Raw genomic sequence first — 16,862 nt, forward strand, 5'->3', positions numbered from 1 at the left:
GTAGGCTGTAGCCGCTTCCGCCGCTGGTCGGCGGGGCGTGGGTGGGTTGCCCGAGCGGCCTAAGGGAACGGTCTTGAAAACCGTCGTGGCAGCGATGTCACCGTGGGTTCAAATCCCACACCCACCGCCAGGTCAGCGTTAGCGCTGGTCAGAGGGCGTGATCCCGGTCCGGGGTCCCGCCCTCTTCTCTTGGCCTGTCTCACCCTGATTCGGGGGTGTACCGCCTCTGACCAGCGCGTGTGGGCCATGCGTGGGCCAGGATCACACTCCTTCCGCCTCCTCCAGACCCTTCTGAATCAGGCTGTTGGCATGGGCGGAACTGCCCTTCAGGAGCTTGGCGTAGAAGCGGTAGAGCACTGCGACGCTGTGGCCGGCGCGGTAGGCGACCTCCACCGGGTCCACGCCCTGTTTGATCCATAGAGAGACGGCGGCATGCCGAAGGCAGTACGGCACGGCGGCCATCTCTGACTTCACCTCGGCAGGGGTGAGCGCCGCCTCCCGAGCGACGTCCCAGACGGCGCAATACTCGTTCGAGGTGACTCGGCCGCCGCGCGCCGCCCAGAACAGCCTCCCGTCCGGGGCGACGCCGCGCGCGACGTGCGCTCGGACCATCCGGACGTAGACCGGGGGGATCGGGACGGCCCGGACTGCGTTGCGAGCACGGTGCTTGAGCCCGCGCTCATCGTGGGACTTCCCGCAGTCCGTCCATCCGGCGCCGACTTCTGGATGGCTCTCGGAGACCAGCACTTCGCCCCAAGCATCCGGCTCGTTCTCGGCAGGTAGCGTGAAGTCGTCCATCCGGAGCGACACGGCCTCGCCGGGGCGGGTGGCCAGATAGTAGATCGCGCCGAAGAACGTCTCCAGGTGCTTGCCGCGCGGGCCCTGCTCCGCGATGGAGTTGAGCAGCCGACGCGTGAGCTGTGGACCCGGGACGTACCGGAAGTCGACCTCGTCGGACGTGGCCGGAGCGGTCCAGTCGACTGCGAGGAATGGGTGGCGGTTGAGCAGCGCGCGTTCCTCGACCGCGTACCGAAAGGCGTTGCTGAGGACCATCCGCTTGCGGTTGGCCGTGTTCTCAGCGGCCGGCGCGCCATTGAGCTTCTTCGACAGAGCGGCGAACGCGGAACGGATGTGCTCCGGCTTAGCCGCCTCGCTGACCTTCAGGGAGTTGGTCGCGACCCAGTCGAGAGCCTTCCGCATGTCTTCGGGCAGAGCGTCGGTCTCGCAGCGCGGCAACCAGTCACCTCCATCGGGCTTCACGGCCCGGAACGCCCACTGGTAGAGCGCAGCGCGCAGAGTTCGAGGATCCGGCTGCCCGGCGGTAGTACGGACGAATACGGGCGTCACGACTGCCAGTGATTCGGCGATGCTCGCGCGGTGTTTTCCTGCTGCCCCCGGCCACTTCATCAGGGCGTACGCCTTTGCGTGCTCGTACCAGGTCGGCATCGCGAGTGCGGCAAGTTCCTTCTCGGGGAGGCCGGTCTCTTCGTCGAACCGTTGGCCTTCCCGCAGCGCAGCCATGAGTTCGGATCGCCGTCCGTCGGCTTGCGGCTTTGTTTGGTAGCTCTTGGACTGCGATTTGGTCCCGACCTTCCATCGCAGTTCCCATGGTTTCGGACGCCCGGAGCGGCGACGGATGGACCAAAAGATGACGTCGTACGTGAGCATGGCTCTCCAGGGCAACACGGAGCCCGCCCCGGCGGATTGCGGGGCGGGCTAGGGGAGGCGGCGGGATCAGGCGGCGTTCTGCTCGCAGGCCTCCCACCATGCGTCCAGGTCGGCACGGCTGACGCGCAGTTGGCCGTTGGGGAGCTTGCGGAGGCGGGGGGCTTGGCCGCGGGTGCGCATCCGGTAGAAGGCGGCGCGGCTCATGTCGATCTCTTCGAGGACTTCAGCGAGTTTGAGCATCTTGGAGCGAGCCATCGTTGCTTCTCCTCGTTCTCTTCCTTCTGGGGGATCCGCAACATCCGCCACGCCGCAACATTGCTGGTCAGCGGCTTGAATCTGTGGCGGATAGCGAATGTGTGGCGGATAGATGCCGCCGCGCGGGCGGCGCGGCGGCATCGGTGCGCGGCCGAGGTCAGCCGACGATCCGCATGAGGGGCGCGGGGGCGTCCGTGTCGGGCGTATCCGCCACACGACACGTATCCGCCACAGATTCACTCCCCGCGACCTGGGATGTTGCGGCGTGGCGGATGTTGCGGATTTCCTGGGGCCGGGAGCAGTAGCGGCTCCAGGCGTCTTCCAGGTCTTCCGCGTAGTACCCCTTGGGGGTGGTGCTGCCGACCCGGATGCCCCGGGGCTTGATCCGGGTGTCGTCGGGCTTCACGTACTGGCTCAAGAGCCTGGACAGTCCACGGGCCGTGAGGGGCTTGGTGCTCTGTCCGTCCTCGCTCATGTCGGACCACGGCGCGTCGTCCAGGGAGAGCAGGACTTCGAGGATGGCCGCGGTCGGCATCCGGTCCACGCCGCAGAACACGCGGTCGCGCAAGTCGGTCAACAGCTTCACCCCAAGCGAGGCTTCATCACCTTCGCTCGCGGCTTTGACGAGGGCGAGGCACGCGGCGCGGCCCCGGTCGGGCCAGTGCCCGCCGGCCGCGTCGGCGACCGCCAGGAGGGGCTCCCACACGTCGGCGGGCCGGTCGGTGACGCCTTCGGGCATCTCCGGCCAGGCTTCGGCGACTTGCTTTTGCAGGGTTGCGGTCCATTCCGCGAGCCGGTCACGCAGCGCGTGGCCTTCCTTCTCGTGGATGCGGCGCCGGTAGGGCTCGCATTTCTCGTTGGGCGCCTTCTTGCGCATGCGGATGATGACTGAGCGCGTGAGGATCGTGTCCGGGAGCGAGCCGAGTCCGGCCATGGCCACGGCGCAGAACGAAGGGAAGAACCCTGCCTTCTGGTCGTTTCCGTCGCCGATGCAGCGCAGTGACTTCGCGCCGCGCCGGTAGCCAGAGTTGAGGAACCCTCGGACCTCTTCGTTCCCACCCGCCTTGGGGCCGAAAACGGTGTCGATCTCGTCGAAGAGGAGCGTGGGCGTTCCCTCGTCGGCAGACACGAGCCGGAACAGGGCATTGGCTGAGGCGTTGACGGTGGTCGCGGCGCGCGGGGTGAGGGTTTCCACGATTTCCAACGCGCGGGACTTGCCCGACCCGGGTTCCGGGGAGAGGAAGGCGAGGCGGGCGGTGCCGTCCAGCGCGTCCATGAGGTGCGCGTGCGCGTCCCACAACGTGACGGCGGTGTAGGCGTGTTCAGTGGGGAAGACGTTGAAGCGCCGATGGAACGCTTCGACCTCATCGAGCAGGGCGGCCCCGTCGATGGGCGCGGCCGGCGTGGTGTCGTTCATGCGGCGGTCCGCCTTTCCGAGGTGTCGCGCAGGGAGCACACGGTGCGGTGGTGGGCGTGGTCCTCGATCAGCGCTCGAACTTCCTGCGCGCCGTGTGCAGTGCGGTCGCGTCCGCACGCGCAGGTGGAACGCGCAGCGGGGGTGTGGCGGAAGGGCATCTTCACATCGAGGACGTCGCCCGCCCACGCCGTGGCCGCGGGGCTGGCCTCCTGCTCGGCGAGGACGGTGAAGGGAAGGACTGAAAGGACGCCTTCGGCGTCGTCCTTCGGCCGCACGATCGGTCCGGGCGCGGGAGCGGTGGCGGCGGGCTCGCGGCCGGTCGTGGCCGGGAGAGGCAATCCAGGGGAGCAGGGGGTGGTCATGCCGCCTCCCTGGGGGTGGCGTGGGTGAGGATCCAGTCCATGGCGCTGCGGATCGTGGTGGCGCACTCGGCAGCCGGCAGTCCCGTGGACTCCCCCGCCGCCTGGATTGCCTCTTCCACGGTGGCCCGGCTGATGTTCCCCCAGGCCACAAACCGCGCCACCTTGCACGCGCTCTTGTGCAAAGTGCTGTTGCGCGAGTGGTCTCCCGCCGCACGGATGACCGCGCACTCGCGCTCCAGAGCGGTCTGCGCGGCCTTCGTTCCGTCACACACCTGCGTCATGACGGTATGGGGGCCGGGCTTGGCCCGCTCGCGCAACTCGTCTGCCAGCCAGCCGGGCAGCGGGGCGACGGGCGATTCGTCGGTGACGGTGTAGTCGCCGTGGGCGGTGGCACTGCTGGGGGCGACGACGTAGCCGCCCCAGCCGCGGGTGTCGACGTGGCGCCCCAGCCGGTTCACCGAGCAGCCCAGCCGGACCCCTTCAGGGGCGGTGAAGTACAGGTGGTGGCCCCCGCTGGGGGTCCGCACCTGGTAGGTGGCAGGCAGGGTCTGACCGGCGCGCTCGCAGAGCGCCAAAAGGCTTTCGGCGCCGCCAGGCGCTCCTTCTTGCTCTTCCGCCTTGAGCATGTCGAGGTCGACGACCAGAAGCCCAGCCGGGCCGGTCGCGATTCCGATGTTGTACGGCTGCGTTGTCCACGCAGCGGTGATCAGGTCGGGGTCGGTGGTGGCGCGCTGTTCGGGCTTACGGTGCCCGCCGGCGCACCGGCCGGTGCCGGGGCAGGATCGTTCGGCGTGCCCGGCGGGCCGCTTATCGCCGGGGCGGAGGGGGAACACCGGCCAGCCGCGGCGGGCCGTTTCCAGGGCCCAGGCGAGGAGAGCGAGATTGCACTCTCGCGGATTGAGGGTGGGTTGCGTCATGCTGGATGCCTCCAACAGGTCTGTTGTGGACTGGTTGGCAAGGGCGGCCCGTGACTTTGGCGAGACGGGGGCCGCCCTTGGCGTGTCTAGGCGATGTCCAGGGCGAGTTGGGACATGGCGGGTTCGCCCGCGACGGGCGTGAGGGTGGCGAGCAGGGCGCGGTAGGCGAGTGCGGCTTGGTGGATGACGACGCCGTTGCCGAGGATTTTGAGCTGGTCGGCGCGGGACAGGCCCAGGTCAGGGCCGGTGACCCAGCCGGGTTCGGCGCCCATCATCCATTCCACGAAGGCCGGGGACAGGCGCCGGTTGCCCTTGGTTCCCGCTTCGGTCGGCTCGGGCGCGGGGCGCCCCAGCACTGCCTCCCAGCGGCGGATGGCGGGCCCGTAGTCGGTGCCGTTGGTCGCCACCCACTGCCCGTCCAGACGGACGGCTTGGCCGGGCAGGTAGTAGGTTCCGGCCCGGTCTCGCTGGTTCGGGCCGCCGTGCGGCCCGTCCGACGCCTTCGGGGTCGGCAGCAGGTTCACCACCACCTCGTTCAGCGGGCGGGAGTTGCGGCCCAGGAGGTTGGAGGCGCCGGATTTCCAGTCGCGGGCTGCGGGGGTGGGCAGCAGCGTGACGGCGGTGCGCAGGTTCATGCCGCCCCGGCGTTTGGGGGAGGTGCCGGGGCCGCCGGTGCCGTCGGCTGCGGCCGGGGTGGGCAGCAGGGTCATGCGGCCGTCGGGGGCAGCAAGAACACCACTTCGTCCTCCAGCGTGGGCCCGTGCCCGCCGGCCTTGCGCTTGTCCGGGTGCTGCGGGCCGCCGTTGCGCCCCAACTGTGAGGTGGGGGTCTTCAGCAGCGGGATAGGCGACCGCGAACCAGCGGTCGCGGCGGTGGCAGGCGCCGACTTCGGGATCTCCAGCGCGTAGGCACATCCACCGTGCGTCATACCCGAGCGCGGCCAGGTCCGCGGCAACGACGTCGAGTCCCCGGCTGCGCAGGGCGGCGACGTTTTCCAAGAAGACGAGTCGGGGTCGTAGGTAGCGAATGGCTCCGTGGGCGATGGTTTTCCACAGTCCTGAGCGGTCACCGGCGATCCCTCCGCGAGGTCCGGCATTGGAGATGTCCTGGCAGGGAAACCCGGCGGTCAGCGCCGCCGGACGTCCCATCGAGGCCGACAGCGCGGCCCAGTCGACGGTCGTGATGTCACCCAGTTTGCGGGTGCGAGGCAGGCGGGCGGCCAGCAGCCGGGAGGCCGCCGGGTCCTTCTCGCCGACCACGGCCGTGGGAAGGCCCGTAACGGCTTCCACGGCCAGGTCCAGCGCACTGGAGCCGGTGCACAAGCTGACATTGCCGCCCTCGATCGGCAGGACATGGTGTTGGGTCATGCGGGAGTGCCTCCAACAGGTCTGTTGTGGACTGGTTGGCAAGGGCGGCCCGTGACTTTGGCGAGACGGGGGCCGCCCTTGGCGCAGCTAGAAGGGGGGTTCGTCGCTCTCCTGCTTGGCGCCCGACGCGGCGGTGTTCCACGCGTCGTCACCCACGGCGGGGGCGCTCTGCGCGGGGCGCTTGGCGTTGATGGTCACGGTGGTAAACCGGATGCTCGCGCCGATCTCGTCGACTTCCAGCACGAGCATCGACCGCTTCTCGCCCTGATCCGTCGTCCAGTCGTGCTGACGGATCCGGCCGTTGGCCACGACCCGCGATCCCTTGGCCAGCGACTCCGCTGCATGTTCGGCGAGCTGACGCCAGGCGGCGCAGCGGAAGAACGTGGCGGTGCCGTCCGTCCACTTCCCCGACTCCTTGTCGTACGTGCGCGGGGTGGCGGCGATGGTGAACTTCGCGAGCGCCGCACCGGACGGCGTGAACTTCAGTTCCGGGTCGGCGGTCAGGTTGCCGATCACGGTGATCGGGGTCTCTCCAAACGACATCGCATGCTCCTCAGTGGTGGTTGATGGTGCCGTTGGCGCGGCTGAACAGGCCGGTCGCGGTGACGTTCTGCGTGATCTGCGTGGGTCCCGTACCGCGGCGCCGCGCGCCGCCGATCAGGGCAGGGACGCCGATGACGGCGGCGACAAGGAAGGCGCCGGCCGCCCACAGGGCGTGGCTCATGGCGATCAGTCCCGGGGCTGCGTAGGAAAGCCCGATCCCGCCCGCGGCGATACCGAAGCCGACGGTCGGGGCGAGCAGGGCGGTGGTCTTGGCCCACGCCGGAACCGGTTGCGATGCAGCCGGGGCGGGCGGCGGGGTGTGCGCGGGGGGCTGGACGTAGGCGAGGGTGCGCTGCCCGCCGGGCAGGGTTACGAGCTGCACCCCGGGCGGAATCTCGCCCGGCAGCATCACCGCCCGCGCGGGGCCGGGCTGGTAGGCGAGCGGGTCGGGGTTCAGCGCGGCGGTGGTGATCTCGTACGCACGGTCATAGGGCACAAGGTGCTCCCTTCAACAGCGGTCAAGCCGCGTGGTTGAGGGCGGTGACGACGGCTTCGCACATCGAGCGGATGGGTCCGGCGGCGCCGGTGGCGGCGGTGAAGAACCCGAACAGGAACAGCACGACCGCGGCGAACGGGCCGACCGTGCGGTCGCGCAGGAACACGAAGGTGAGTACGCCGAAGAGGGCAACGGCGGACAGGGTGACGATCACGAACGGCCTCCCAGGGAATGGCCGGCGGGCGGCACGTGAACCGGGGTGCTGCCCGCCGATGGCTTGTCGTGTTGCTTGTCGTCTGGCTTGTCGCTTGTCTTGTCGTCTCGCTTGTCTTGTCGCTTGTCGCCTCCCAGGTCACAAGCCGTTTCCGGCCCCCGCGACAACCCCACTGGTGGGGTTCGTGCTGGGCGGGAGACAAGCGACAAGCGCTAGCTCGGGATGGGGGGTTCGGGGGCGTGGTCGCGGTGGACGTAGCGGGCTTTGGTGCCCTCGCCGACGCGTACCGCGGTGCCGTCCTCGGTCCATGCCTTGAGCCAGCCGACGACGGTCTGCCGGGTCGTGCCGTACTCATCGGCGAGTGCGCGGGCGATGGCGGAAGCTCCCGTACCGTCCGGCCCGGCGGCGAACAGGGCCGCGAGCGCGGCCCGCTGGGCGGGGCTGTCCTGCTCCGACTCGCCGCGCAGCGCGGACAGGTTCAGCCCCGACGTGGCCGGGGATGCGGACGGGTCGGGTGCGGTGGCGAACTGGGCGTCGATCTCCTCGCGGAAGCGCCGCAACAGCTCATCCTCGCGCGCCGCCCCGGCTTGTCCGGGCTTCCGGACGCCGCGCAGCGCGGACAGGTTCAGCCCACCACCCTCGCCGCCCGGCTCCGCAGTCGGATCGGACAGGATTCCGGCGTCGGCGGGCAGGGACCGCATCCACGCAGTGCGCTCCGCATCCCAGCGCCGGGCATACGCAGCGCCTGCCGCCCTCGCGGACACGTCATCCAGGCGCGGGTGGCGGTCGGAAGTGGCCACGGTGATATCGCGGATCTGGGAGGGCTTGATCCGCCATGCCTTGAACAGCGCTCCCGGTGATTCGGGGGTGCCCATGAAGCCGGCGCCCTTGAACGGGGCCTGGTCCACGCGCAGACCCTTGCGGCCGGGGAACATCTTGGAGAGGTCCATACCCTCGGTCTCGCCACCAGTCAGGGCGACGCGGACCTTGGCCTCGCGGCGGATAAGGAGGTTGCCGAGCACGCTGCCGGTTGCCCCGAGTGCTGTGATGACGGTGCGGCCGCCCATGGCACGCTGCATCCGGATGAACTCGTAGATCTTCTTGGCGAGTTCCTTCAACTGCCGGTCGGTGCTGACCAGGATTTCTGCGCCTTCGTCGATGACCAGCATGATCTGAGGAATTTTCGCGCTGACCGGCAAAAGGTCGGTGTCCTCGCGGGCCATGAGGTCCTGGTAGGCGCGCTTGCGGTGCAGCCCGATCGCGATGGCCGCGTTGAGCATCAGCATCGCTTCCTCGAACGTCCCCGCCAGCCAGTCGATACCGGGCCGGACCGGCTTCCCGTCCTGGCCGGTCAACTCCCCGTTCAGGGCGGGCAGCACCCAGGGCAGGCCCGCGGATCCGGCGTTCAGGTCGATGACGAACGTCAGCATGTCCTCGGCGCGGGCGAACCCGCCGAGGATGGTGTGGAGCATGTTCGTCTTGCCCGACCCTGTGGGCCCGACCACCAGCGCACACTGCTCGCGCAGGTAGGCGCGGACTTCTTCGCCGTTGGTGCGAAAGCCCCACGGGATGCCGGTGTGGACGGAGAGGGGGCTGTAGTCGTCGGGGTAGGTGCGCGGTTCCGCGAGGACGTTGGTGGTGGTCACGTCCAGGATGGCGCGGCCCTGGTGGATGCCGGGGCCAAGCGCTGCGGTGCAGCCGTGCGGCAGCTTCGCATCTGCGGAGAGCTGCGGGCCGAACTGGGCGATCCGGTCGTAGGTCACGCCGCCGCGGGGCTCCAGGTCGAGGGAGTAGCCGTTGCCCGTCTCCCACAACTCGACCGCGAGTACGCGCACGGTGACGCTGGCAATCCGCTGGATCCGCTCGATCCATTCCGCAGCGATCGCTCGGCGCTCCGCTGACAGTTCGAGGGCGATCTGCCGTTCGGCGGCGGCGATGGCTTCGTCTTCGCGGGCTTCCTCGTACAGGGCGACAGAGCGGGCACCGGCGCCGATCCCCACCCCGATGGTGGCGAGCGACCCGAGTGCGGCCCAGGACAGAGGGCCGGTGGTCATGGCCCAGGTGGTCCAGCCTGCGCCGACAAGCCAGGACGAGGCTTTGAAGGCGAGAGTGCGGCCGGCGTTGCGGACCTTGAGCCCGGCGACGGTGTGGCCGAGCGCGCCGGCCGCGCCGACTGCGAGGGCCCAGGCGGGCGGCATGCCGGTTGCGGCGCCGGTGGTGGCGATGGCGAGGGCTCCGGTGGTGGCGGACAGGGCGCCGGTCACGGGTCCGTGACCGGCGCTCCAGTCCAGCACCGGGCCACTGTCCGCCTGCTTCCTCTTCTTGTTCACGGCAGTGGTGGCGCTCATGTCAGACGTTCCAGCCCTTCTCGGCTTCGGGGCCGTTGCGGGGGTCTTCGTGGCGGGCGATGTCCTGTTCGTGGGCCTGGCGGAACAGCGGACCCATGTCCTCGGCGACTGCGACGGCGGCCATAAGGGCGCCGAAGATGTCGTTGAAGCCGTCCGCGACTTCCTTCTCCAGCGGAAACTCACTGTCGGAGCGCTCCGCGAGGATCTTCATCACGTTCGCCACCGACGTGATGGCAGCGGGCAGGCTCTCGACCATGGCCAGGATCTCCATGGCGTTCTCGGGGTCGTAGGACTGGGCGGCCTGCTCCATCTCGGCCGCGTGCTCTTCGAACCGGAATCCAGACACGATCTCTCCTCCACTGTTCGTCGACGGGCTGTCGGTGTTGTCCGGGACGGGACCGGCTGGGCGCTCGACCTGGTCCCCGAGGCCATCGGTCACGTCCTTGGCGGCCTCTTCGTCGGCCTCCGCTTCGGCGACTGCCAGGTCGTCGCGGATGATGTCGTCGCGCAGGAAGCGCCGCGCGGCGGCTTCCTCGGTCATCCGCCGGTAGAGGCGGCGTCCGGGGTGGATGAGCCAGGGCAGGCCCAACTTCCGGCCGATCGGGCTGGTCAGGCACCCCAACAGGCCCAGGGGCAGGGCCAGAAGCGCGGCCAGGATGCGGCGCCCGTTGAAGCGGGCCGCCGAGCGGCGCAGCGCCTTCCTGGCCGCCTGACGTGCCGGCGCTTTACGGACAGCGGAGCGCTGACCTGCCACGGTCTTGCCGGTGCTGGCGTCGCGGCGGGCGCGCTGCTTCGCGATCGCCGTATCCCGGACCGCACGCGCCTTACGGCCCGCGCCACCGAGCATCCGGCCCGCCAGACTGCCACCCCGACCACGCGAAGTACCCGCGCCGGGGCGGGTGTTTCCGCCGGTGTGGCGAGCGTTGGGCTTCGGAGCGTTGCGGCGGGCATCCGCGACGGCGCGGCGGGCCGCAGTGGTCTGCGCCCGCCTCTCGCCCCGCGACCCACCGGCCGCCTTCTGGGTTCCGCGCAGCGCCTTGACCTGCGACGCCTTCCGTAGCGCGCCACCGTCCGCCCCAGGCCTGTTCTTCAGTCCGGCGGTCTTGTTCAGGGACACCGGACCGCGGTGCTTACCCGCTCCGGAACGCCCCAGCCCACCGGCGCTGTAGCTGCCGCGCTTCTGACTCGGCACGCGGCCGGCGCCGGCTGCCGTACGACGCCCAGCCGAACCGGGCCCGCGACCGGCAGTGTTGATGCCGGCCGTGCGGCTTCGGGCGGCGGCGGTGCGGGCCGCAGTGCGGCGTGCGGCCTGCTTGGGCCGGGGGTTGCGGCTGCGGTAGGAGGCAATGGTGCCCAGCACGGCGGCGCCGGTTGCGGCGACCGCCGCGGCGATGGGACCACCAGCGAGCCCGGCGGCGGCGACCATGCTCACGGTCGTGTTCGCCCCGGACAAGGCCAGCGGCACCACGGGCCAGCCGCCAGGGGTGTGCTCGATGTCCGATGTGGACTTGGCGGCTGCGTCGGGGGCCGGTGCGGGGCCGGGCGGAGTGTCGGGAGCGGCGGGGGCCACTACCGGTTCGGTACTCAAGTCAGTCATGCTGAACGCACTCCTTCGCGGGAGTAAGCAGGACCCGGACGCCGCCGGCCAAAGCTTGCGTCCGGGTCCTGGCAGCGGAACATGCAGGTCAGGGCCGGTAGTTCAGTTCGTGACTGGGGTGGGATGCCGCGGCTTCCTGCCAGCGGCGCCGCTCGACCGGATCGACGTGGGTGACACGGACCTTGTAGGTGCAGCCGTCGGCCGTGCAGCGGTAGACGGTGGTGGTGAACCGGGACGTCACGGCCTCTACCAGGCTTCCGACGCCGAAACCCACGGCCAGACCGCACGGCAGAGCGAGCAGCATCGGGACGCTGTAGGCGTTCATCAGGCGCAGTTCGACCAGCGCGGCGGCGGCCAGCATGACGCCGGTCGTGGCAACGCGAATGATGGTGTGTTTGGCGGTGCTGTGCACGATCACTCCTTCAATCGACGGGGAGTTCAGAAGGTGCGCGGGCGGTCGGTGTCGGCGCAGAGCACGCACATGCCGAGCGAGACAGGGATGCAGTAGTCGTAGACCACGCCGCACGCGGGGCAGGTGCGGCGGGCGAGCATCGCCAGCGCGAGAGCGCCCCACTTGCGCGACGTCATCGGCCGGACCGGCTTCGCCTGGTCGACGCGGTAGAGGAACGCCACACTCACCCCCGCCCTCCGACGGCGGGACGTGCGCATGAGCTGGGCCGCGACTTCCTGCCCGCCGGGCCGCAGCCCCCGGGCCCGGAGCTGTCGGCGGGTGGCGTAGCCGTCCGGGGCGAACTTCCACGGGAAGGTCGGTATGCCGTAGCGGGCTCCGGACGGGTCGTAGCAGCGCGCGTACGCGGCGGTGCCCATCAGCGGCTCGCGATCGCGAGTTCAGCGCCGCCGGTGCTGGGGTCGCGGTGTTCGGCGTAGCGGGTGGAGACCCAGCCGACCGACCAGCCGCACAGCTCCGCCGCCTGCCGCACCGGCAGGGATGCCTCGTAGGCCGCAGTCACGATCCGGCGGGCTTCATCCTCTTCGAGCTTGGTTTGCGCGGGACCGCGTTCAAGCAGTTCATCGCGTTCACGGGCCGCGCGCTCCTGGCGTTCACGCCGTTCACGCTCCGCCTTCTCAGCCCGCTCCCGCCGTTCGGCTTCGGCCCGCTCACGCGCCTGCCGTTCACGGCCCAGACGCTCTTGTTCACGCTGTTCACGCTCGCGTTCAAGGCGTTCACGGCTCTCCCGCTCAGCCGCTTCCCTGCGCTCGCGCTCTTCGCGTTCCGCGCGGCGCTGACGCTCTTCCCGCTCGCCCTGTTCACGGGCCAGGCGGGCCTCGTGGTCGCGGCGTTCACGCTCCTGCGCGGCGGCGTACTCGCGTGCCTCGCGGGCGTCGGCGCGGGCCTGCTCGGCCCGCTCCCGCGCCTTCTGCTCGGCCCGGTCGCGCTCGGCCTGACGCTCAGCTTGCAGAGCAGCTTGAGCCGCTGCAAGAGCGCGCCGGTAGGCGAGGCTGGTCTCCGCAGTGACGATCAAAAGGAGCGGCGCCACGGAGTGGACCGCCACTCCCACCAGGTCTTTCCTCAACGCGGAGTCCCCGATGTTCAGGGCCCACGTCATGAGTCCGGTCATCCAGCGCAGCAGGACCGGCCACGTGCCCCCGTGCCCACCAAGCCGGGCCAGGACGTCATCGAGCTTGACCACGATGACCACCGCCGCATCGACCACCAGCGGCAGAATCGGCGCGGTCCACGCCCACTTCGGGGCGGTGTGGTCGGCCATCAACGGCGTGACCGTGAGGATCGAATAGAGCATCGCCCCGCACACGATCAGCCACGTGCCGCCCGACAGTGCCCGCTCCGCTGAACGCGTCTGAACACTGTTCACGCCGCACCCCTCACCGGCACCGCCACGGGCGGGAACGCCCGGCGGAAACCGTTAGAAGCCGCGTCATAGACGAACGCCTCGCAGCGCCACCTGAACGCGGACGCGGGGCGCTCACCGCACGGCTTCCACACCGCATCCGGGGAGGCGCCGTGGGTGGCGGTATCGGCGTGGGCGTCCCGGAGCGTGCGGTAGACGGTGTGGGGCTCGCCGAAGTGCAGCAGGACCGTGAGCGTGTCCCCACTCTTCGGCCCCTGCACCAACTCCGCCCTCGCACAGCGCAGTTCGCGGCTCAGCAGCAGGAGCTGCTCCTGCGCCGCGGCCGACTCGCGCACGGCCTCGATCAGGAGCACGCCCAGCTCCTGGCCGGTCGTCTCCGCGCGCTCAGAACGGTCGGTGGCCTCGCTCAGCTCCAGCGCGTGCCGATCGGATGCCGCGGCGGCGTCCGCCTTCGCCAGGCGGGCGCGCTCGAACGCGGCGTGGGTGTCGGCTTCGAGGAGCGCGAGGCGCTTGCGGGTGACGATGCGAATCATGCCGCCACCTCCGTCTCGCACAGACCGGCCGGGGCCGGGCCGTAGGCGACCAAGCTGAGGGTGCAGGCCCCGTAAGGGCCCTCCGCTCGCAGGTTCATCGTGCTGTCGTCCACACCCTGCGTGCCGAAGCGCACCGCGTCCGGACGGATGGCCAGGGCGGCCCGCCACTGCTCGAACGCTCCCAGGTCGTCGTGGAAGGCCAGTTCCACCCGGTCCGGGAAGAGCGTGGAGACGTGCACATCTGCGGCCGGAAGGTCCGGGAATTCGTCCACGAGGAACCGCAGCGTCTTCAGCGGCGCCCGCAGATCGTCCACAGTCGAGGCCTTCATGCCGCCTCACCGGCCCGGACAGCGCTCGTGCGGTTGGCGACCTCTGCCCGTGCGGCGAGCACCTTATTCGCGGCCCTGCGCAGCCGGCGCTGCCCGAGCCGCGTGACCGGCCGATCCAGGAGTGCGATCTGCACGTCCAGCAGTTCCTGTTCGGCGAGAATCAGCGTCTCCTCGCGGACGATGGCGTCCAGCTCCGCGTCCGTGGGCTCGATGTCCGGATCGAACGCGATGACAGCGTCCTGAACTGTGACAATGTGGTTCATGGGTCGTGTCTCCCTAGCAGTAGGTACGGCCCGAACAGCGCCCCCGGAGTAGCCGCTCCGGGGGCGCGCACCGTTGAAGTCGGATGGGCCCGGCTCCCCTCTTCCCCGCCCGTACGACCGCCCCGCAGGGCGCCCGGACGGGCGGGGGAGGCAACCGGCGCGGCGATGGCCGCCGCGAATCGGTAGAAGGCGACCGGTTGGCCGCGGCGCTTGCTCACGCTCGCGAACCTGGGGTGGAACGGCGCCGCCGTGCCGGTCGGTCACGGCGGCGCCCACAGTTGTCGTTTCACGCCGGCTCCCTGAGAGAGGGCGGATGCGGCTTCGCCGGTAGTCCGTTGCTGCGGAGTACCGGCCCCGAGCCGGGAAATCCGGGTGCGTCATCGTCACTGCTCTGACGCCAGCAGGGCGGCGCGCACCAGGTGGCAACCAAGGGGCTGACCTCCCGCAAGGAAGGGATGATCCCCAGGGCCGTTCTCCAGAGCTGGCACGCAGGACAGGACAGGTTCACCTGCCACGAAGTGGCCGCCGGCGGCCATCACCCGGGCCGTTGCGGGGACGGAGCCCGAAGCCCCGTCGACACTTCACTGTTGAGTTCTCAAGCAACGCAGTCGCTTCCTTCGAGGCGATCCGCCGATACGGACCTCTCCGGGCGTTTGTGCAGGTCAAGCACGTTGATCAAGCGCCCAGCGGGACGCCACCCCAATGAGGGACATGTATTACGTGTTCCTCATCATGTAGTGACGAGTTCGCCCCGTCAAGCCCTTCGGCTCTTCGGTTCTGCGAGTCCCTTACTGTCGATGTGCTTCCAGCTTGTCCTCGGCGGCGAAGACGATCGACCCCGCACCTGTACGACCTGTGCACGACTTGGCTAACTTGAAGTCGTCCCAAGTCGTCCCAGTCCGGAGAGAGTTCGACATGGCGAACGAAAGGCTTCGCGGCGCGATCGTCGAAAACGGCATGACGCTCGATCAAGTAGGCGCGCGATTAGGGGTGTCCGCGAAGACAGTTGAGCGCTGGATCGGAGACCCGAAGCGCAAGCCCTACCGGCGCTTCCAGTACGCCGCAGCCTCGCTGCTGCAATGCGAAGTGTCTTACCTGTGGCCGGAGGAACGGACATCAGCAGAGGTCACCGAGGCGGGCAACGCGGAGCTGATCAAGCTATATCCCCACAGGTCGGTCGTGCCGAACAGGCTGTGGTCGCAGCTTTACGCGCAAGCGCGCGAGCACTTCGACGTGCTCGTCTACTCGGGCTTCTGGCTCACTGAGGACCCCGCCTTCCACAGGATCGTCAAGGAGAAGTCAGCGGCCGGCGTCCGCGTCCGCTTCATGCTCGGTGACCCGGGTAGTCCCGCCGTGGCCGTGCGGGGTGAGGATGAGGGCATCGGCCCCGCCATGGCCAGCAAGATTCGAAACGCCCTCATCAACTACGGCTCGCTCTTCGGGCTCCCCGGAGTCGAGTTCCGGCTGCACAGCACGACGCTCTACAACTCGATCTACCGGGCCGATGAGGAGATGCTGGCCAATGGCCACCTGTACGGGGTCGGGGCGTACATGGCCCCCGTGCTGCACCTCCAACGCGTGCCAGGGGGCGAGCTATTCGATGCTTACGCTGAGAGCATTGAACGGGTCTGGGAGTCGGCCAGGCCCATCTCTTCACCCGCCGATTGCGGAGGTCTCCACGCGTGAGTCGAATCGACTATTTCCGCGACCCGAACGCCCCCAAGGCCAACTCCGTCGTGCCGTCGGTCACGGCAGTCGTCCGCGACGATGACGGACGGCTTCTGATCATCCACAAGACGGACAACGACCTGTGGGCGCTCCCGGGCGGCGGCCATGACATCGGTGAGAGCATCAGCGACACGGTCGTTCGGGAGGTGCTGGAGGAAACCGGGATAACCGTAGAGATCGACAGCGTCGTGGGGCTCTACACCAACCCTGAGCACGTCCTGGCCTATGACGACGGAGAGGTGCGGCAACAGTTCTCGATCTGCTTCCGGGCGCACCCGACCGGCGGGGCTTTGCGCACCAGCAGCGAGTCGAAAGAGGTCCGTTGGGTTGACCCAGCGGACCTCGATGACCTGAACATCCATCCGTCGATGCGTTTGCGCATCCGGCATGGCCTGGACGACTCCCGGCAGCAGCCCTACATCGGCTGAAGTCCAGCAGCCGCCGCGGCTAGGCGATTCTCCACCCTGTCGGCGGCGGCGTAGATCTCAGGCGCCGCCCGTTTGATGAAACGGCCAACGATCGTGTCGGGGCCGTAACGCTGCACGATCTCACCAACCCGATCGGCAGGCGTGGTCTGCCCCCCGTCCGGCGTGGTCGTCATATCGCAGAACACCAGCGCGTCAACCAGGTCGGGACGCTCCAGCTCGAACTCGCTCTCAAGCTCATGCCGGATCCCTCGCTCCTCAGCCTCCAGGAGAGCGCAGGAGTGGTGGGCCACGAGCCGCACGACCCGTTCGTCGGCCCCTTCCTCGTCACGAAGAAAGCGCGCCCCATCCAGCGGGTGAAAGCCGGTGGTGGCGATGCGCGGCGAGTATCCGATGTCATGCAAGACTGCCGCCGCTTCCAGCAGCTCGGCATCGTCGCCCAGGATCGGGCTCAGCGAGCGAGCACACTTAGCGACCCCGAGGGAGTGCGCCCACCTTCGCGGCAGCGGTTCGGCCAGCAGAGAGTCGGAGGTCGCGTAAGCCCACTCGTTAAGTCCCATGGGTGCCA

The 16,862-nt window shown here is 69.4% G+C and carries 20 protein-coding genes and 1 tRNA gene; 3 read left to right on the forward strand and 18 right to left on the reverse strand.

All coding sequences use genetic code 11. The annotated features are described in order from the left end of the window. The first annotated feature begins 40 nt into the window (after window positions 1–40). Window positions 41–130 (forward strand) — tRNA-Ser (locus N4G70_RS16455). Window positions 131–261: 131 nt separating this feature from the next. On the opposite strand, the gene N4G70_RS16460 is transcribed toward N4G70_RS16455, so the two are convergent. The 17 genes from N4G70_RS16460 to N4G70_RS16540 all read right to left on the reverse strand — a co-directional run bounded on the left by N4G70_RS16460 (window position 262) and on the right by N4G70_RS16540 (window position 14,141). After that, window positions 262–1,668: a site-specific integrase gene (locus N4G70_RS16460; RefSeq protein ID WP_261713403.1), complete on the reverse strand. Its 1,407-nt coding sequence runs from the start codon at window positions 1,666–1,668 to the stop codon at window positions 262–264. A gap of 66 nt (window positions 1,669–1,734) precedes the next feature. Then, window positions 1,735–1,923: an AlpA family transcriptional regulator gene (locus N4G70_RS16465; protein WP_261713404.1), complete on the reverse strand. Its 189-nt coding sequence runs from the start codon at window positions 1,921–1,923 to the stop codon at window positions 1,735–1,737. 157 nt (window positions 1,924–2,080) lie between these two features. Continuing rightward, window positions 2,081–3,340, reverse strand: coding sequence for a DUF3631 domain-containing protein (locus tag N4G70_RS16470; protein ID WP_261713405.1), 1,260 nt, complete (start codon window positions 3,338–3,340; stop codon window positions 2,081–2,083). Continuing rightward, on the reverse strand, window positions 3,337–3,702 hold the full coding sequence (locus N4G70_RS16475) for a hypothetical protein (protein ID WP_261713406.1): 366 nt from the start codon (window positions 3,700–3,702) through the stop codon (window positions 3,337–3,339). Before N4G70_RS16475 ends, N4G70_RS16470 begins: the two co-directional genes overlap by 4 nt. Further along, entirely contained in the window at window positions 3,699–4,619 is a 921-nt protein-coding gene (locus tag N4G70_RS16480) for a bifunctional DNA primase/polymerase (RefSeq protein ID WP_261713407.1), read from the reverse strand. The genes N4G70_RS16475 and N4G70_RS16480 overlap by 4 nt, the downstream gene beginning before the upstream one ends. Before the next feature lie 86 nt (window positions 4,620–4,705). Next, a complete protein-coding gene (locus N4G70_RS16485) occupies window positions 4,706–5,986 on the reverse strand; it encodes a DNA cytosine methyltransferase (RefSeq protein ID WP_261713408.1) in 1,281 nt (426 codons plus the stop codon). An 87-nt stretch (window positions 5,987–6,073) separates the two neighbouring features. After that, entirely contained in the window at window positions 6,074–6,529 is a 456-nt protein-coding gene (gene ssb, locus N4G70_RS16490) for a single-stranded DNA-binding protein (RefSeq protein WP_120723338.1), read from the reverse strand. A gap of 10 nt (window positions 6,530–6,539) precedes the next feature. Continuing rightward, entirely contained in the window at window positions 6,540–7,025 is a 486-nt protein-coding gene (locus N4G70_RS16495; RefSeq protein ID WP_399035692.1) for a hypothetical protein, read from the reverse strand. 22 nt (window positions 7,026–7,047) lie between these two features. Next, complete coding sequence (locus tag N4G70_RS16500) at window positions 7,048–7,239, reverse strand: hypothetical protein (protein ID WP_120723336.1); 192 nt, start codon at window positions 7,237–7,239, stop codon at window positions 7,048–7,050. Between the two features lie 212 nt (window positions 7,240–7,451). After that, complete coding sequence (locus N4G70_RS16505) at window positions 7,452–9,587, reverse strand: hypothetical protein (protein WP_261713409.1); 2,136 nt, start codon at window positions 9,585–9,587, stop codon at window positions 7,452–7,454. Between the two features lies 1 nt (window position 9,588). Continuing rightward, window positions 9,589–11,184, reverse strand: a complete 1,596-nt coding sequence (locus N4G70_RS16510; protein WP_261713410.1) for a hypothetical protein — start codon at window positions 11,182–11,184, stop codon at window positions 9,589–9,591. Window positions 11,185–11,272: 88 nt separating this feature from the next. After that, the gene (locus N4G70_RS16515) at window positions 11,273–11,596 is read right to left on the reverse strand and encodes a hypothetical protein (protein WP_162952610.1); all 324 of its coding nucleotides are present in this window, start codon (window positions 11,594–11,596) and stop codon (window positions 11,273–11,275) included. A gap of 26 nt (window positions 11,597–11,622) precedes the next feature. Next, window positions 11,623–12,012 (reverse strand): RRQRL motif-containing zinc-binding protein, encoded by a 390-nt coding sequence (locus N4G70_RS16520; RefSeq protein WP_261713411.1) that lies wholly within the window; start codon window positions 12,010–12,012, stop codon window positions 11,623–11,625. Beyond that, the gene (locus tag N4G70_RS16525) at window positions 12,012–13,019 is read right to left on the reverse strand and encodes a DUF2637 domain-containing protein (RefSeq protein ID WP_261713412.1); all 1,008 of its coding nucleotides are present in this window, start codon (window positions 13,017–13,019) and stop codon (window positions 12,012–12,014) included. The genes N4G70_RS16520 and N4G70_RS16525 overlap by 1 nt, the downstream gene beginning before the upstream one ends. Next, complete coding sequence (locus tag N4G70_RS16530) at window positions 13,016–13,549, reverse strand: hypothetical protein (protein ID WP_261713413.1); 534 nt, start codon at window positions 13,547–13,549, stop codon at window positions 13,016–13,018. The genes N4G70_RS16525 and N4G70_RS16530 overlap by 4 nt, the downstream gene beginning before the upstream one ends. Next, window positions 13,546–13,878: a hypothetical protein gene (locus N4G70_RS16535; RefSeq protein ID WP_261713414.1), complete on the reverse strand. Its 333-nt coding sequence runs from the start codon at window positions 13,876–13,878 to the stop codon at window positions 13,546–13,548. Before N4G70_RS16535 ends, N4G70_RS16530 begins: the two co-directional genes overlap by 4 nt. Next, entirely contained in the window at window positions 13,875–14,141 is a 267-nt protein-coding gene (locus tag N4G70_RS16540) for a DUF6284 family protein (RefSeq protein WP_261713415.1), read from the reverse strand. Before N4G70_RS16540 ends, N4G70_RS16535 begins: the two co-directional genes overlap by 4 nt. Before the next feature lie 915 nt (window positions 14,142–15,056). Between N4G70_RS16540 and N4G70_RS16545 the strand changes: the two genes are divergently transcribed. Further along, window positions 15,057–15,827 carry an XRE family transcriptional regulator gene (locus tag N4G70_RS16545; RefSeq protein ID WP_261713416.1) on the forward strand — a complete coding sequence of 257 codons (771 nt, stop codon included), beginning with the start codon at window positions 15,057–15,059 and terminating at the stop codon, window positions 15,825–15,827. Next, window positions 15,824–16,297 carry an NUDIX hydrolase gene (locus tag N4G70_RS16550; protein ID WP_261713417.1) on the forward strand — a complete coding sequence of 158 codons (474 nt, stop codon included), beginning with the start codon at window positions 15,824–15,826 and terminating at the stop codon, window positions 16,295–16,297. Before N4G70_RS16545 ends, N4G70_RS16550 begins: the two co-directional genes overlap by 4 nt. Here N4G70_RS16550 and N4G70_RS16555 read toward each other — a convergent pair. After that, window positions 16,285–16,854 carry an HD domain-containing protein gene (locus tag N4G70_RS16555; RefSeq protein WP_261713418.1) on the reverse strand — a complete coding sequence of 190 codons (570 nt, stop codon included), beginning with the start codon at window positions 16,852–16,854 and terminating at the stop codon, window positions 16,285–16,287. The genes N4G70_RS16550 and N4G70_RS16555 overlap by 13 nt on opposite strands. Between the last annotated feature and the right edge of the window lie 8 nt (window positions 16,855–16,862).

The organism is Streptomyces sp. ASQP_92, assembly GCF_025399895.1.
Lineage (GTDB): Bacteria > Actinomycetota > Actinomycetes > Streptomycetales > Streptomycetaceae > Streptomyces.

Coding starts and splice junctions, on each gene's coding strand:
- N4G70_RS16460 (WP_261713403.1), bottom strand. CDS start 1,668: ATGCTCACGTACGACGTCATCTTTTGGTCCATCCGTCGCCGCTCCGGG.
- N4G70_RS16465 (WP_261713404.1), bottom strand. CDS start 1,923: ATGGCTCGCTCCAAGATGCTCAAACTCGCTGAAGTCCTCGAAGAGATC.
- N4G70_RS16470 (WP_261713405.1), bottom strand. CDS start 3,340: ATGAACGACACCACGCCGGCCGCGCCCATCGACGGGGCCGCCCTGCTC.
- N4G70_RS16475 (WP_261713406.1), bottom strand. CDS start 3,702: ATGACCACCCCCTGCTCCCCTGGATTGCCTCTCCCGGCCACGACCGGC.
- N4G70_RS16480 (WP_261713407.1), bottom strand. CDS start 4,619: ATGACGCAACCCACCCTCAATCCGCGAGAGTGCAATCTCGCTCTCCTC.
- N4G70_RS16485 (WP_261713408.1), bottom strand. CDS start 5,986: ATGACCCAACACCATGTCCTGCCGATCGAGGGCGGCAATGTCAGCTTG.
- ssb (WP_120723338.1), bottom strand. CDS start 6,529: ATGTCGTTTGGAGAGACCCCGATCACCGTGATCGGCAACCTGACCGCC.
- N4G70_RS16505 (WP_261713409.1), bottom strand. CDS start 9,587: ATGAGCGCCACCACTGCCGTGAACAAGAAGAGGAAGCAGGCGGACAGT.
- N4G70_RS16510 (WP_261713410.1), bottom strand. CDS start 11,184: ATGACTGACTTGAGTACCGAACCGGTAGTGGCCCCCGCCGCTCCCGAC.
- N4G70_RS16520 (WP_261713411.1), bottom strand. CDS start 12,012: ATGGGCACCGCCGCGTACGCGCGCTGCTACGACCCGTCCGGAGCCCGC.
- N4G70_RS16530 (WP_261713413.1), bottom strand. CDS start 13,549: ATGATTCGCATCGTCACCCGCAAGCGCCTCGCGCTCCTCGAAGCCGAC.
- N4G70_RS16535 (WP_261713414.1), bottom strand. CDS start 13,878: ATGAAGGCCTCGACTGTGGACGATCTGCGGGCGCCGCTGAAGACGCTG.
- N4G70_RS16540 (WP_261713415.1), bottom strand. CDS start 14,141: ATGAACCACATTGTCACAGTTCAGGACGCTGTCATCGCGTTCGATCCG.
- N4G70_RS16545 (WP_261713416.1), top strand. CDS start 15,057: ATGGCGAACGAAAGGCTTCGCGGCGCGATCGTCGAAAACGGCATGACG.
- N4G70_RS16555 (WP_261713418.1), bottom strand. CDS start 16,854: ATGGGACTTAACGAGTGGGCTTACGCGACCTCCGACTCTCTGCTGGCC.